Origin of the sequence: Jiella marina (assembly GCF_024359545.1) — a bacterium.
Taxonomy (GTDB): Bacteria; Pseudomonadota; Alphaproteobacteria; order Rhizobiales; family Rhizobiaceae; genus Jiella.
Genome location: NZ_JAKQZG010000001.1, coordinates 689,219 through 704,714, shown reverse-complemented (window position 1 = coordinate 704,714; position 15,496 = coordinate 689,219). Strand labels below are relative to the sequence as shown.

The following is a 15,496-nucleotide window of genomic DNA, read 5'->3' as shown; positions in this document are numbered from 1 at the left end:
GCCGACGCGGCCGCAAGCCAATTCTCAGAAAAGGCGCTTCATGTTCTCGAGGTTCGAGAAGCTGGTCGATGCGTTTCCCGAACGCGAGTTGAAGGCGCCGCCGCCTTCGACGCTGCTCGCCTTCATCTGGTTCTTCGTCAAGCCGCTCTGGCCGCTCCTCCTCGTCATGGCGGTCCTGAGCGCGACGATCTCGGCGATCGAGGTCTCGCTCTTTGCCTTTCTCGGCAATGTGGTCGACTGGTTCGGCGACACGCCGCCCGAGCGATTCCTGGAGGAGCGCGGGTTCCAACTCCTGCTGATGGGCGTGGTGATTCTCCTGGTCCTGCCCGGCGTGCAGCTCATCGACGGACTGGTGAACTTTCAGGGGGTCTTCGGGAATTTCCCGATGCGCTTTCGTTACACGATGCATCGCTGGCTGCTCGGCCATTCCATGAGCTTCTTTCAGGACGAATTCGCCGGCCGGGTGTCCCAGAAGCTGATGCAGACGGCGCTCGCCATTCGCGAGACCGTGGTGAAGGGGATCGACGTCTTTCTCTATGTCGCCGTCTATTTCGGCGGCGTGCTGGTGCTCGTCGCGGCCTCCGACTGGCAGATGGCCTTGCCTTTCGTCGGCTGGCTCCTCCTCTATGCCGTCATGCTCCGCTTTTTCGTGCCCCGGCTCGACCGCGTCTCCGAAGAACAGGCCGATGCCCGGGCGGAAATGACCGGCCGGGTGGTCGACGCCTATTCCAACGTCCAGACGGTCAAGCTCTTCGCCCATACCCGCCGCGAGGCGGATTATGCGCGCGAATCGATGGGCGGGTTTCTCAGGACCGTCTACGGCCAAGGCCGACTGATCACGCTCTTCGTCGTCTGCCTCCAGACGCTGAATTCGCTGCTGCTCTTTGCCGTCGGCGCGACTGGAATTGCCTTGTGGACCAACGGTCTGGTGACCGTCGGGGCGATCGCGGCCGCGGTCGGACTGGTGCTGCGCATTCACGGCATGTCGCAATGGATCATGTGGGAGGTCTCGGCGCTGTTCGAGAATATCGGCACGATCCGCGACGGCATGGCGACGCTGAAGATCCCCCATGCCGTCGTCGACAAGCCGCAGGCGAAGCCGCTGGCCGTGACGAAGGGCGAGATCCGCTTCGACGACGTGTCGTTTCGCTATGGCGGCGCCGACCAGGTGTTGCGCGATTTCGATCTCACCATCCGACCCGGCGAGAAGGTGGGGCTCGTCGGCCGATCCGGCGCCGGCAAGTCGACCATCCTCAACCTTCTCATGCGCTTCCATGACGTCGAGGCGGGACGCATCACGATCGACGGCACCGATATTCGCGACGTGCCGCAGGATTCGCTTCGCCGCGAGATGGGCATGGTCACCCAGGACACCTCGCTGCTCCACCGCTCGATCCGCGAGAACATTCTCTATGGTCGGCCGGATGCCGACGAGGCGGAGCTCCTGCGAGCCGTGGAACGGGCGGAAGCGATCGATTTCATCGCCGAGCTTCGCGACCGCGAGGGGAGGGGCGGACTCGACGCCGAAGTCGGCGAGCGGGGCGTGAAGCTCTCCGGCGGCCAGCGCCAGCGCATCGCGATCGCCCGCGTCATGCTGAAGGATGCGCCCATCTTGTTGCTCGACGAAGCCACCTCGGCGCTCGATTCGGAGGTCGAGGCGGCGATTGCGGAAAACCTCTATCGGCTGATGGAGGGCAAGACGGTGATCGCCATCGCCCATCGGCTGTCCACCATCGCCGCCCTCGACCGGCTCGTGGTGCTCGACCGCGGTGCAATCGTCGAGGAGGGCACCCATGCCGAACTGGTCGCACGGGGCGGTCTCTATGCCAGCCTCTGGTCACGGCAGGTGGGCGGCTTCTTGGCCTGCGGCGAGGAGGAAGAGCAAGCGGGCCATCCCATGAGGGCGGCCGAATGATGGACCGTCTGCTCCAGCGTTTCGAGAAGGTCCTCGATCCCTTCGAGGACGTCGGCGCCCGTGGCGATGACGGGGTCTACCGGACCGGTCATCTCCGGCCGCTTCCGGCCGAGACCAACGCCTTCATCTGGCACTTCGCCAAACAGGCCAAATGGCCGCTGATCGGCCTTCTGATCACCGGCGGCCTGACCGGCGGGGTCGAGGCGCTGCTCTTCACCGGCGTCGGCTGGCTGGTCGACGCGCTCGGCCAGTCGACGCCCGAAACGCTCTTTGCCGACCATTTCTGGCTGATCGCGGGGCTCCTCTTTGTCACCCTGATCGGGCGGGCGCTGATCCTCTTCGCCTCCTCGGTCTTGGAAGAACAGGTCATTGCGCCGAGCTTCTACAACCGCATCCGCTGGCAGAGCTATCGCCGGCTGATGGAGCAGGCCTACACCTTCTTCCAGAACGATTTCGGCGGCCGGTTGGCCCAGAAGGTGCAGCAGGTCGGACAGGCGACCGGCGACTTCATCACCACGGTCCTGCAGACCTTCTGGTCCTTCGTGACCTTCATCGTGCTGACCGTGACGATCCTGGGCACCATCGACTATCGCATGGCGGTCGTGCTTGGCGTGTGGGTCCTCGGCTACGCCTGGATCATCCGCAATCTCCTGCCGAAGATCCGCAAATACGGCCGCGCCTCGGCGGATGCGCGGTCGATCGTCTCCGGCCGGGTGGTCGACAGCTTCACCAACATTCTGTCGGTCAAACTGTTCGATTCCGCCCGCCGGGAGGACCAGTTCGTCAAGGACGGCTTTGCGCATCTGGTGGACATGACGCGGCGCACGACCCGCGCTTTGACCGAGGTGCGGACCGTCGTCGCGCTTCTGAATGGGTTCATGATGTCCGGTGTCGGCGCGATCGCGATCCTCGGCTGGCAGGCGGGATCGATCACCGCCGGCGGCGTCGCCACCGCGCTCGGCCTCGTCCTGCGTCTCAACCAGATGTCGGGCTGGATGATGTTCAACATCAACGGGCTCGTGCGCAACTACGGCACCATCCAGGATGCGGTGGCCACCGTGACGCGGGTGCCGACGCTGGTGGACGAGGCCGATGCGAAGCCATTGGACGCCACGGCCGGAGCCATCCGCTACGAGGACGTCACCTTTCACTACGGCAAGGGAGAAGGCGTGATCGACGGGCTGACCCTCGACATCAAGCCCGGCGAGAAAGTCGGTCTGGTCGGCCGCTCCGGCGCCGGCAAGACGACGCTCGTGAACCTCCTCCTGCGGCTGTTCGACGTGGAGGGCGGGCGCATCCTGATCGACGGGCAGGACATATCCCGGGTGACCCAGGCCTCGCTCCGGGCGGCGATCGGCGTCGTCACCCAGGACACCTCGCTGCTCCACCGCTCGATCCGCGACAACATCGCCTATGGCCGGCCGGGTGCGGACGATGACGACGTGATCATGGCGGCCGAGCGGGCGAATGCCGAGGAGTTCATTCCCGGCCTGCGCGATCCCAAGGGGCGGATGGGCTACGACGCCCATGTGGGCGAGCGCGGCATCAAGCTGTCGGGCGGCCAGCGCCAGCGCATCGCGATTGCGCGCGTGCTTCTCAAGGACGCGCCCATCCTCGTGCTCGACGAAGCCACCTCGGCGCTCGATTCCGAGGTCGAAGCGGCCATCCAGGACAATCTCATCCGCATGATGGAGGGCAAGACCGTCATCGCGATCGCCCATCGTCTCTCGACCATCGCGGCGATGGACCGGCTGATCGTGCTCGACAAGGGCGCCATTGTCGAGGAGGGCAGCCATGAGGAACTCTTGGCCCGCGGCGGAATCTACGCGACCTTGTGGCGTCATCAGTCCGGTGGCTTCCTGAACGGCCAGGATGAGACGACGGCCGCTGCGGAATGAGGCGGCGGCCGACACGAGCCGTCACCACGTCACCGCAATGATCCGCTCTTTCTTTCCTATTCGCTCTGGATGCTTTGCAGATAGGCGATGATCGCGTTCGCCTGGTCCTTCGTGAAGATGAATTCCGGCATGTCCGGATGGCCCGTCGAAATGCCTTCGACCAGGGCCTCGGCGAGCTGCGCCACCGGATAGCGCTCCGACAGGGTTCGGAAGGGCGGTGCCTCCGCATGCGGGCTTTCGCCGGTTCGGGCGATGGAATGGCAGCGGGAGCAATTCTCCTCGACGAAGCGCTGGCCTGCGGCAAGCTGAGACAACTCCTGCGCTTCGGCTGTCCGGGGCGTGCTCGCGGCCGCCAGAATCACCGCCGCCGTGAGCGCCATCGCGCCGAGAGTTTTCCGTGCCATGAAGCCTCCTCCTGTCATTCGCGCAAAGCCTAGACGGGTATGGATGTCTCGACCTTGATTCCGATCAAGGCGTGCCCCAGCGTTGCCCGGCAGGTCGGTCCAGGATCGGCAGGACACTCAACAAGGGCGGGGACGCGTGATGTCTGACAGCAAACAGGAGGAGGTGGTTGCCTTCCTCCGGAGCTCCTCGCTGTTCGGGGCCGAGCCGGCAGCAATCGAGGAGGTCACGACCCACATTTCGCGCCTGCTTCTGGGGCCTGAGACCGCGCTCAAGCTCAAGCGCGCGGTCAAACGGCCCTACGTGGACTTCTCGACGCCGGAATTGCGGCTCCAGGCGGCTGAGCGTGAGGTGGAACTCAATCGTCGCACGGCACCGAATCTCTATCGCGGTCTGCGGCGGATCACCCGGGCGCCGGACGGATCCCTTGAATTCGACGGGGAGGGGGATCTGGTCGACGTCGTGGTCGAGATGCGGCGTTTCGACGAGGCGACGCTGTTCGACCGGCAGGCCGTGGCGGGCACGCTCACGCCGGAGATGGTGGCAAGCCTGGCGGTCGCGGTGGCCGAATTCCACCAGGCGCTTGAACCTGTCGAGCGCTCAGATGGCGCCGCACACATGGCCGGAGTCCTCGATGTGAACGAGTCGGCATTTGCTTCGAATGAGGTGTTCGACAGGCAGTCGGTTGAAGCGCTCAACGCGGCGTTTCGCGAGCAACATGAGCACCTGTCGCGTCTTCTCGACGAACGCGGCCGGGAAGGGCGGATTCGCCGCTGCCACGGCGATCTGCATCTGCGCAACATCTGCCTGGTGGACGGCGAGCCGACCATCTTCGACTGTCTCGAGTTCGACGAGGAACTCGGAACGACCGATCTCCTCTACGACCTCGCCTTCCTGCTGATGGACCTCTGGCACCGCGATCTCCGCGATCATGCCAACCTCGTGCTGAATCGCTATCTGGACGTGGTCGAAGATGAGGCGGGCTTGCCGGTGCTGCCCTTCTTCATGGCGGTGCGCGCGGCCGTGCGCGCCCATGTGGCCGCGACCGCCAGCAGCGAGCTGGCCCATGAGAAGCCGGACGAGGCCGAAGAAAAGCGCGAGGAGGCTTGGAGCTATTTCCGCCTTGCCGAAGCGCTGCTGACAAAGCGGGAGCCGGGGCTCGTGGCGGTCGGTGGCCTCTCGGGCTCCGGCAAATCGACGGTGGCCAAGGCCATCGCTTCGACGATCGGGCTGGCGCCGGGGGCACGCACCTTGTCGAGCGACCGCTTGCGCAAGAAGCGATTCGGCGTCGCGGCGGAGACGCCGCTTCCCGCAGAAGCCTATACGGGTGAGGTCACGCAGGCGGTCTACGCGACGCTCGGCGAGCGCGCGAAGGGAATTCTGTCATGCGGCCACGGCGTCGTCGCCGACGCAACGTTTTCCACCGCGGCAGAACGTGAAGCGATCGAGTTGGTGGCAGACGAATCCGGCGTGGCGTTCAACGGTCTCTGGCTGGAGGTGCCGGCGGGAGAGCTTCTGCGCCGTGTCGGTGCAAGGCGGAACGATCCGTCCGACGCGACCTCGGAAATCGTCCTGCAGCAGCTCGGCCGCGACCACGGGGCGATCGACTGGTCGGTCGTTGAGGCAGGCGGTCCGATCGAGCAGGTGCGCGAGGCAGCGCTGGCGGCTCTCGCTCAGGCAAGCACGAAGGCTGTCGACAAGCCTTCATGACGACGCAGGAGAGGTGTTGCAGCGTCATGACATGACAAAGCGACCCGCGGAGCCATGAGCCCTGCGGGTCGCGAATTCGAATTCAGGCGGGCCGAGGCCCGCCGCCTGGAATGCTTACTTGATCTTGGCTTCGCGGAACTCGACGTGCTTGCGCGCGATCGGGTCGTACTTCGTCTTGACCATCTTTTCGGTCATGGTGCGCGAGTTCTTGCGCGTCACGTAGAAGAAGCCGGTGTCGGCCGTCGAAAGGAGCTTGATCTTGATCGTGGTCGCCTTGGCCATGGTGGTCCCCGTGCCTTTGAGAAAACGCAGGAACGATCCCGGGAGTTGATCCGCCCGCAATCGACCGCTGGCCTGCGCCTTGAGAGTTCTGTCACGCGGAACGCGATTGGCCGATCGGGCGAACATACGCCAACGGCCGGCGCTCTGCGTCGGCAAATTCGCGCCGGACAATATCCATGAGCGGTCCGGTGTCAAGTCTTCCGAAGTTCAACTCGGCAATCTATCGCCGGGAAAAGGAATCCGTGGCAAGCCGCACGAGGGCAAGGGCAAGGTAGAGCCCGAAGAACAGAGCGAGCGACCAGGCAAAACCATTCGGCCCGAAAAGGTCCATCGCCGTTCCGATGGTTTGCGGGCCGATCAGCATGCCGGCCGAATAGCAGAAGATGAAGGCCGCGTTGGCGTCGGCGAGCTCCGAAGCCGGCAGGCGCGAGCCGAGATGAGCCAGGCCCACCGTGTAGAGACCGGCGACGACGCCGCCCCACAGGAACAGAAGGCAGGCCATCAGCAGCCAGTCTTGGGCGATGAGCGGCAAACAGAGTGTGCCGACGAGACCGACGGCCGCGAAGATCGACAGCAGCGTTCGGCGGTCCGAGACCCGGTCGGAGACGAGACCGATCGGGATCTGCATGATCACATTGCCGATCCCGATCGCCGTCAGAAGTTGGGCGGCTTCCGCCTCGCTGAACCCGACACGCTCGCCGAACACGGGGAACAGCGCAAAGCCGCCGGCTTCGACCGCGCCGAAGATCAGGACCGCGCCCGTCGCAGTTGGGACCGCGAAGATGAAGCGCCAGAACGAACCCTTGCGTCGGTCCTTCGAGATCGCCGGCTCCCGCTTCCAGGCCATGAACAGGGGAATGGCGGAGGCAAAAATGACGCCCGCTCCGATGCCGAAGGGCAGGAATCCCTGCGAGCCGACCTGGGAGAATATCCAGGGTCCGAGCGCGAAACCCAGCGAGAGGAACGTCGCGTAGATTCCGAGAACGAGGCCGCGTTTTCGTGGCGGGGCTGCCGCGTTGATCCAGAACTCCGACAGGACGAAGAGCGCGGTGATCGCAAAATGGAAGACGAGTCGCAGCGGAAACCACGTCCAGAATGCTTCGAAGATATAGAAGCCGATGGCCGACAGGCCCGCGAGCACGATCGCGCTCAGCATGGCGATCCGAACGCCGATCCTTTGCGCGATCGGCGTGATCAGGGGCGCGGCGGCCAGAGAGGCGATGCCTGCGACCGCCGTGTTGGCACCGATCATCGACGCGGAGATGCCGCGCCGTTCGAGGATGACGCTCAGGAGCGGCAGGCCGAGTCCGAGCGCGATGCCGACGGCGCTGATCGACGCGATAGCGGCGCCGGCGGACAGCCAATCGACAGATTCGAGTTCGGCTTCGGCTTCGGCGACGATATCGTCCGGGGTCGATCGGTGATCCACGGTCTCACTCTGTCCCGTCTCTTGGCCGGCCGGGCGCTGGCCGAGACATTCAATGATCGTCGGTCACGAAACGCCGCGCCGTCAGCGTCGCGACCCATTCTGCCCAGCAAATGGGGTGCGGACGTCGATGCGCCATAGCTCAGATCAGATCTCTTGCGAAGGCTCCGTCGACGATTCGGAAGAACGGCATCGGCTGCGAGGCTTCGAGCCATGTGCCCTTCTCGAGGCGGGCCAGAACCTCATCGAGAATGCGGCGCGTGATCGGTGCGATGGACCGCGCGTCCAACTGATCGACCGAGACCCAATCGACACCGTCGAACTCATCGGTGGGCGGGGTGAATTCGTCCGGGATCGCGCTCAGCCGCGAGGCCGAGACACAGAAGAAGCGCGCATCAAAACGGCGTGGCGCACCTTCGGGCGTGATCGCGCGGGCAACGGGGGTCAGCCATTCGACCGCAGGCCACAGCCCGGCTTTCGCGAATTGTCGCCATTCGGAAGGCACCGGTTCGCTGGCTGTCGAAGGAATCCCGAAAAGAAGGCCGGTCTCTTCGAACGTCTCGCGGATCGCGGCCAACGGCAGGGCTGCAGCCGATTCCTGCGAGAAGGTGCTGTCCCAGCCGCCGGCGAGGCGGCGAACCTGTTGTTCGGACAATGGGCAACGGGGAGCCAGCTCAAGGTCGGCTTCTTCGACGCGACCACCGGGAAAGACGTGGCGATTGGGCATGAAGACGTGGCCCGCCCCACGCCGGCCCATGAGGATGCGCGGGACCGGCGCAGTCTCGTCGAGGATAATCAGCGTCGCGGCGTCCCGGACAGCCGGATCGCCCTGCTTGCCGCGGCTCGCCGCGACGATGGCCTGACGTTCGCGTTCGAGTGCGGCGAAGTCGTCGTGGCCTTTCACCCGAAGCTTTCCTCCGGTTCGCCGTCATCGGAGAAACCACCCATCTTCAACGCCCATTGCAGGCCGATCGTTGCGCCTTTCAACGGCTGCATCAGCAAGAGGCAGAGGATGAGCGTGACCGGAACCCAGATCGCGAGATGCGCCCACATGGAAAGCTGCATCAACTCCTCGCCCGCCATGAAGCCCGCCACCACGATGTGACCGACGATGAAGATAGTCAGGTAGGGGGGCAGGTCGTCGGCCCGATGGTGATGGACTTCGAGGCCGCATTCGCTGCATTGATCGACCGACTTCAGGAAGCCGCGAAACAGCTTGCCCTTGCCGCATTGCGGGCATTTGGAGAAGAACCCGCGCCGCAGCGCTGTTCCGAGCGGTCGCGCCTCGGTCGCAGGCAGGTGCATCGTGGTGGCCGAGCCGGCATAGCCTTCGTTCTTCGTCATCTTCGCCTCTTGACCTTGGATGCGACGTTCTTGCGATCGCGGCCCTTGCGCCCTCGGCGCCCGGCCGTCTTGTGGAACGAACCGGTCTTTCGCGGCAGCTTGCGGGGCTCCGTCAGCATCTCGAATTGCAGCGAGCCGGCGAGCGGCACCGCTTCGACCAGGCGGACCTCTACCGTATCGCCGAGCTGATAGCCATGGCCGCTCCTGTCACCAATCAGCGCATGCCCGGCTTCGTCATAGTGGAAATATTCAGCGCCGAGGGTCGCGATCGGCACGAAACCGTCGGCGCCATAGGTCGGTAGCTGCACGAACAGCCCGGCCTTGGTGACCCCGCCGATCCGCCCGTCGAAGGTGTCGCCGACGCGGTCGGCCAGGTGGTGGGCGACCAGCCGGTCGACCGTATCGCGTTCCGCGGCCATCGCCCGGCGTTCGGCGCGGGAGATTTCCTCCGCGGTCGCCGCCATGGCGGATTCGTCCTCCGCGCTCAGGCCGCCTTCGCCGAGCTTCAGAGCGGTGATCAGTGCGCGGTGGACGACGAGGTCGGCATAGCGTCGGATCGGAGAGGTGAAATGCGCGTAGCGCGTCAGGTTCAGGCCGAAATGGCCGAAATTCTCGGGCGTGTAGAGGGCTTGGGATTGAGAGCGCAGAACCACCTCGTTGACCAGGCTCTCGTGCTCGCCGCCCCTCACATGGGTGAGGATCGTGTTGAAGTGCGAGGGGCGCAGCTCGCCGCTCTTGGCGAGCGGGATTTCCAGGCTGCGGAGGAATTCCCGCAGGCCTTCGAGCTTCGAAAGCGAGGGCGCGTCATGGGCGCGGTAGATCAGCATCTGCCGCTGGCGCTCCAGGGATTCGGCCGCCGCGACATTGGCGAGGATCATGAATTCCTCGATCAGCCGATGGGCGTCGAGCCGCATCGGCACGACGACCTTGTCGACGCGTCCCTGCGCGTCGAGCTTCAGCTTGCGCTCGGGCAGGTCGAGTTCGAGCGGCTGTCGGCGTTCGCGGGCCATGCGGACGAGCCGGTAGGCTTCCCACAGCGGCTTCAGCACCGTTTCCACGAGTTGCGGATCGACGTCGCCGATCGCCCCGTCGATCGCAGCCTGCGCCTTTTCATAGGCGAGCTTGGCATGGCTGCGCATCATCACGCGATGGAAGCTGTGTTTGCGCTTCTCGCCATCGCCCGACACGGTCATCCGCACTGCGAGGGCAGGGCGGTCCTCGTTTTCCCGCAGCGAGCAAAGGTCGTTGGAAATGCGCTCGGGGAGCATCGGGACGACGCGGTCGGGAAAATAGACGGAATTTCCCCGGAGCCGGGCTTCCGCGTCGAGCTTCGAGCCTGGGCGCACATACCAGGCGACGTCGGCGATCGCGACGGTCAGGACGAAGCCGCCGGGATTGGACGGGTCATCGTCGGGTGCGGCGTGAACCGCATCGTCATGGTCCTTGGCGTCCGCGGGATCGATGGTGATCAGCGGCAGATCGCGCCAGTCCTCGCGATCCTCGAGCGGTGCGGGGCCGGCCATCTCGGCTTCTGCCAGGACGGCGTTCGGGAAGATGTGCGGAATGCCGTGAGCATGGAGCGCAATGGAGGAGATGGCGCGTTCGGAGCGCATCGAGCCGATGACTTCTGTGATGACGCCCATGGGCAGGCCGATCCGTCGTCGTGTGCCGGCTTCCACCTCAACCAGATCGCCATCGGCGGCGTCCTTCGTATCGCCCGGGGCGATCATGAATTCGAGCTGCTTGCGCTCGACAGGCTCGACCCGGCCGCCGCCGCCCTTCGTTGCCCGGAAGACGCCGAGTGAGACGGTTCGGCGCTTTTCGAGAACGCGGATGATCTTCAGGTGCCGCTCGTCGCCGTCCTCTTCGACGACCCGGGCCAGAACGCGCTCGCCCACACCGGGCGCGGGCCCCTTGTCGCGATCGATCCGGACGGGCAGGCGCGGCGGGTCGCCATCTTCTTCCCGGTCCCAGGAAGTCGGCTCGCCGAGGAGCGCGCCTTCCTCATCGCGGCGCCGGATCTCAAAGACGCCCACCGGCGGCAAGGCGCCCGGCATCTTGAAGCGCCGGCGATCGCCGGAGATGACGCCTTCCGACTGGAGTTCGGCGAGAAGCGTCTTCAGGGCGACGCGGTCGTCACCCTTGACCTGAAACGCCTTGGCGATTTCGCGCTTCGAGGACCGGCCGGGGTTCTCCGCAACGAAACGCAGCACGGCCTCGCGGCTGAGTTCCGGGGCGTCCTTCGGGCCGGTCTTCGTGCGCGCCATATCGCTCAGTCCGCGTCCCAAGGGACGCCGGCGGAATCATCCGCCTCAACCTTCTTTTTCGGCGCGGACTTCGATTTGGTCGCCGTCTTCTTGGTGGAAGACTTTGCCGTCTTGGCCTCTCCGTTCTTCTCGGCCTTGCCGTTGGCCGACTTCTTCGTGGTCGACGCCTTCTTTTTGGCACCACCCTTCGCACCCGTCTTTTCGGCCCGTTCGTTGAGAAGCTGGATCGCTTCCTCCAGCGTGACCGACGCCGGATCCTTGCCCTTGGGCAGGGTGGCGTTGATCTTGCCGGTATTCACATAGGGGCCAAAGCGGCCATCGCGGACGGTGATCTCGCCGCCGAGCGTCGGGTGCTCGCCGAGGGTCGCCAGCGCCGCAGGCTTGGCACGGCCGCGGGCGCCTTTTTCCTTTTTCTCCGCAATCACCGTGACGGCGCGGTTCAGCCCGACCTCGAACACGTCCTCGATCGAGTCGAGATTGGCGTACATGCCGTCATGCTGGAGGAAGGGTCCATAGCGGCCGAGTCCCGCCAGGATCGGCTTGCCGGATTCAGGATGCGTGCCCACCTCGCGCGGCAGGCTGAGAAGACGCAGGGCCTTTTCGAGGTCGATGTCGGCGACCTGCCAGCCCTTCGGGAGCGAAGAGCGCTTGGCTTCCTTGCCTTCGCCCCGTTGGACGTACGGACCGAAGCGGCCGGTGCGCAGAGTGATCGGCTCGCCGGTCTCCGGGTCGACACCGAGATCCTTGGGGCCATCGGCCATCTCGCCTTCGGTACTGTCGGCGGAAAAGCTCGTACCGAGCTGGCGCGTATAGCCGCATTCGGGATAGTTCGAGCAGCCGACGAAGGCGCCGAACTTGCCGAGCTTCAATGAGAGCTGGCCGTTGCCGCAGCGCGGGCAGGCGCGCGGCTCGGTACCGTCCTCGCGGGGCGGGAAGACGAGGGGGGCCAGTTCCTCGTTCAGGGCGTCAAGGACATCGGCGACCCTCAGTTCCTTGGTGCCCTCCACATGAGAGGAGAATTCCTTCCAGAACTCGCGCAGCACGTCCTTCCAGGCGAGATCGCCAGCGGAGATCTGGTCAAGCTTCTCTTCGAGATCGGCCGTGAAGTCATATTCGACATAGCGCTCGAAGAAATTGTGCAGGAAGGCCGTGACCAGCCGGCCCTTCGCTTCGGGCAGGAGCTTGCGCTTGTCGACGACGATGTAGTCGCGATCCTGTAGCGTCTGCAGTGTTGCGGCATAGGTGGACGGCCGGCCGATGCCGAGCTCTTCCATCTTCTTGATGAGCGAGGCTTCCGAATAGCGCGGCGGCGGCTCGGTGAAGTGCTGGGTCGCGTCGATCTTCTTGCGTTCGGCCTTCTCGCGTGCCGCCATTTCCGGCAGACGGGCGTCGTCCTTCTCGTCGTCGCTGTCGGACTTGGAATCGTCGCGATGATCGACATAGGCAGCCAGGAACCCGTCGAACTTCACCACCTGGCCGCTGGCGCGCAGCTTCGCCGTCTTGCCAGCACCGCTCGCGTCGATCTCGACCGTCGTGCGTTCGAGTTCGGCGGAGGCCATCTGGCTGGCAATACCGCGCTTCCAGATCAGGTCGTAGAGCCTGAACTGGTCGGGATCGAGGAAGCGCTTCACATCCTTGGGGGAACGCGTGAAGTCCGTCGGCCGCACGGCTTCGTGGGCCTCCTGGGCATTCTTCGCCTTGGTGGAATAGTAGCGGGGCTTTTCCGGTACGTAGCGCGCGCCGAAATCGGCGCCGATCGCCTTGCGCGCACCCTCGACCGCCTCCGGCGCCATCTGCACGCCGTCGGTTCGCATATAGGTGATGAGGCCCACGGTCTCGCCGCCGAGGTCGATGCCTTCATAGAGCCGCTGCGCCACCTGCATCGTGCGCGAGGCCGAGAAACCGAGCTTGGCGGAGGCGGCCTGCTGCAGAGTCGAGGTAGTGAAGGGCGGGCCAGGATTGCGCCTGGTTGGCTTCGCCTCGACACTCTCGATGACGAAGGCCGCACTTTCCAGCATCGACTTGATCGTGCCGGCGATGTCGCCATTGCCGATCGTAAGGCGCTGGATCTTCTCGCCGTCGAAGGCCGTCAACCGGGCCTCGAAGTCGTCGCCGCGCTCGGTCGCGAGATGCGCAATGATGGACCAGTACTCTTCCGGCTTGAAGCGCTCGATCTCGGCTTCCCGGTCGCAGACGAGGCGCAGCGCGACGGACTGGACTCGGCCCGCCGAGCGTGCACCCGGCAGCTTGCGCCACAGAACCGGTGAGAGCGTGAAACCCACCAGATAGTCGAGAGCGCGGCGCGCGAGATACGCGTCCACCAGCGGTTCGTCGATCGTGCGCGGATTGGCCATGGCGTCGAGCACGGCCTTCTTGGTGATCGCGTTGAACACCACCCGGCTGACCGGCTTCTTGCCGATCGCCTTCTTCTGCCGCAGCACTTCCAGGACATGCCAGGAAATCGCCTCGCCCTCGCGATCGGGGTCGGTGGCGAGCACGAGCCCATCGGCGCTTTTTACCGCCTGGGCGATCTCGTTCAGACGTTTCTGGGAAGGCTTGCCCACCTCCCAGCTCATCTCGAAATCCTCGTCCGGACGCACCGAGCCGTCCTTGGGCGGCAGATCGCGAATGTGCCCGTAGGAGGCGATGACCTTGTAGTCATTGCCGAGATATTTGTTGATCGTCTTCGCTTTTGCGGGCGATTCGACGATGACGACGTCCATCAAAATTCCTGTTCGCGAAAATGGATTGTTACAGCGCAGATGTTCGTGACCGCTCCCGATGCGAGCCTGGGAACGAAGCAAGCGTCAGATGGACAGTTCAAGGGAAACGGTCAAGCCCCGGCCGTTTGCGATAAGGGCGGTTGCAACTTTCGCAAGAGAGTGCTTATAAGTAAATTCTGGGTGGAAACCGTCTTATCTGCCGAAAACGGCTCCATAATTGCAGAATTTCAAGAGCTAAGCGAGCGATGTCGAACAAGGCCGACGAATTGCGAAAGAATCTGCAATATGTTTCCGATATGATAGAACAACTAAAGGTTGTGTCCGGGCTTCAAAACGGGGCGATGCTCCTCCATCTCCTCGACATGGCCAAGCTCGAAGCGGATCAGCAGATCGAGCGGATGAAGGGCTCAGAGAAGTAGCGAGACCGTGCCGCCGGAATGCCGCTCCAGGCGGCCGGCCAGATCGAGTTCCAGAAGAACGAGCTGAACCGCGCCCGGCGCGGCTTCGGTGTGAGCGATGATGTCGTCGATCGCGACGGGCACGGGGCCAAGGGTCTCGACGATCCGCGCGCGCTCGTCCTCGGCGGGCTCTTCGGGTGTTGCCGCCATCTCTGCTTCCTCCAGCGATCGCTCGTCCGCTTCCGGCGGCCTTCCTGCAAGCGGGCGGAGCGCCTCGAGAATGTCGTTCGTCTCGGTCGTCAGGATCGCGCCTTCGCGGATGAGCCGGTTGGTGCCGGCTGCGCGGGGATCGAGCGGCGAACCGGGGACGGCGAAGACGAGGCGGCCGAGTTCGCCGGCCAGCCTGGCGCTGATCAGGGAGCCCGAGCGCAGCGCCGCTTCCACGACGAGAAGGCCGAGGCAAAGCCCGGCGACGAGCCGGTTGCGGCGTGGAAAGTCGATGGCGCGCGGCTTCCAGCCGAACGGCATCTCCGAAATCAGACAGCCTCCCTGATCGACGATCTGGCGCATCAGCGGCCGGTTTTCCGGCGGATAGGGCTTGTCGAGACCGCCGGCGAAGACGCCGATCGTGCCGGTCGGGAGGGCTGCTTCGTGGGCGGCGGCGTCGATGCCCCTGGCGAGGCCCGAAACGATGACGTACCCCGCTTCGCCGGCTTCCCGGGCGAACATGCGGGTCAGCTTGATTCCGGAAAGGGAGGCGTTGCGGGCGCCGACGATCGAAAGTGCGGGCCTTTGACTGGTCGAGCCATCTCCCATCATAGCCAGCAGCGGCGGGGCGTTGTCGGCAGAGCGGAGAAGCGCCGGGTAGTCCGGTTCCCCGAGGCAGACGAATCGCGCTCCGAGCTTCGTCGCGCGGGCCATCTCTTCGTGTGCCGCGTCTTCGGGAAAGACTGTCACCTGCCTGCCGCCGCGGGCAGACAGCTCCGGCAGAGCCTCCAGCGCGGCCTCTGCGGTGCCGAAGCGGTTGATCAGGGCGCGAAACGTCGCCGGCCCGACATTCTCGCTACGGATCAGCCGCAGCCAGGCAAGCCGCATTTCATCGGTCAGCATCACGCCGCGCTTCGCCGCGGT

General features: G+C 64.9%; 12 protein-coding genes. 4 read left to right on the top strand and 8 right to left on the bottom strand.

All coding sequences use genetic code 11. The annotated features are described in order from the left end of the window. The first annotated feature begins 40 nt into the window (after positions 1–40). Together MF134_RS03295 and MF134_RS03290 are read left to right on the top strand one after the other, a co-directional pair. A complete protein-coding gene (locus MF134_RS03295; protein WP_255337948.1) occupies positions 41–1,915 on the top strand; it encodes an ABC transporter ATP-binding protein in 1,875 nt (624 codons plus the stop codon). Continuing rightward, positions 1,912–3,813 (top strand): ABC transporter ATP-binding protein, encoded by a 1,902-nt coding sequence (locus tag MF134_RS03290; RefSeq protein WP_255337947.1) that lies wholly within the window; start codon positions 1,912–1,914, stop codon positions 3,811–3,813. Before MF134_RS03295 ends, MF134_RS03290 begins: the two co-directional genes overlap by 4 nt. 56 nt (positions 3,814–3,869) lie before the next feature. Here the strand turns inward: MF134_RS03290 and MF134_RS03285 are convergent, their stop codons facing one another. Beyond that, positions 3,870–4,217: a c-type cytochrome gene (locus tag MF134_RS03285; protein ID WP_255337946.1), complete on the bottom strand. Its 348-nt coding sequence runs from the start codon at positions 4,215–4,217 to the stop codon at positions 3,870–3,872. Between the two features lie 139 nt (positions 4,218–4,356). Between MF134_RS03285 and MF134_RS03280 the strand changes: the two genes are divergently transcribed. Next, the gene (locus tag MF134_RS03280) at positions 4,357–5,925 is read left to right on the top strand and encodes a bifunctional aminoglycoside phosphotransferase/ATP-binding protein (protein ID WP_255337945.1); all 1,569 of its coding nucleotides are present in this window, start codon (positions 4,357–4,359) and stop codon (positions 5,923–5,925) included. Positions 5,926–6,039: 114 nt separating this feature from the next. Here the strand turns inward: MF134_RS03280 and rpmG are convergent, their stop codons facing one another. The 6 genes from rpmG to topA form a co-directional block, all read right to left on the bottom strand. After that, positions 6,040–6,207: a 50S ribosomal protein L33 gene (rpmG, locus tag MF134_RS03275; protein WP_255337944.1), complete on the bottom strand. Its 168-nt coding sequence runs from the start codon at positions 6,205–6,207 to the stop codon at positions 6,040–6,042. A 220-nt stretch (positions 6,208–6,427) separates the two neighbouring features. Then, entirely contained in the window at positions 6,428–7,636 is a 1,209-nt protein-coding gene (locus tag MF134_RS03270) for an MFS transporter (protein ID WP_457589934.1), read from the bottom strand. Positions 7,637–7,775: 139 nt separating this feature from the next. Continuing rightward, positions 7,776–8,537: an NUDIX hydrolase gene (locus tag MF134_RS03265; protein ID WP_255337943.1), complete on the bottom strand. Its 762-nt coding sequence runs from the start codon at positions 8,535–8,537 to the stop codon at positions 7,776–7,778. Beyond that, the gene (locus tag MF134_RS03260; RefSeq protein ID WP_457589933.1) at positions 8,534–8,977 is read right to left on the bottom strand and encodes a DUF983 domain-containing protein; all 444 of its coding nucleotides are present in this window, start codon (positions 8,975–8,977) and stop codon (positions 8,534–8,536) included. The genes MF134_RS03265 and MF134_RS03260 overlap by 4 nt, the downstream gene beginning before the upstream one ends. Continuing rightward, the gene (gene rnr / locus MF134_RS03255) at positions 8,974–11,244 is read right to left on the bottom strand and encodes a ribonuclease R (RefSeq protein ID WP_255337942.1); all 2,271 of its coding nucleotides are present in this window, start codon (positions 11,242–11,244) and stop codon (positions 8,974–8,976) included. Before rnr ends, MF134_RS03260 begins: the two co-directional genes overlap by 4 nt. Positions 11,245–11,249: 5 nt before the next feature. Further along, positions 11,250–13,967: a type I DNA topoisomerase gene (gene topA, locus MF134_RS03250; protein WP_255337941.1), complete on the bottom strand. Its 2,718-nt coding sequence runs from the start codon at positions 13,965–13,967 to the stop codon at positions 11,250–11,252. Between the two features lie 245 nt (positions 13,968–14,212). Here topA and MF134_RS03245 point away from each other — a divergent pair, with 245 nt between their 5' ends. Beyond that, on the top strand, positions 14,213–14,386 hold the full coding sequence (locus MF134_RS03245; RefSeq protein WP_255337940.1) for a hypothetical protein: 174 nt from the start codon (positions 14,213–14,215) through the stop codon (positions 14,384–14,386). Here MF134_RS03245 and dprA read toward each other — a convergent pair. Continuing rightward, on the bottom strand, positions 14,375–15,475 hold the full coding sequence (gene dprA, locus MF134_RS03240; RefSeq protein ID WP_255338022.1) for a DNA-processing protein DprA: 1,101 nt from the start codon (positions 15,473–15,475) through the stop codon (positions 14,375–14,377). The genes MF134_RS03245 and dprA overlap by 12 nt on opposite strands. Positions 15,476–15,496 lie beyond the last annotated feature (21 nt).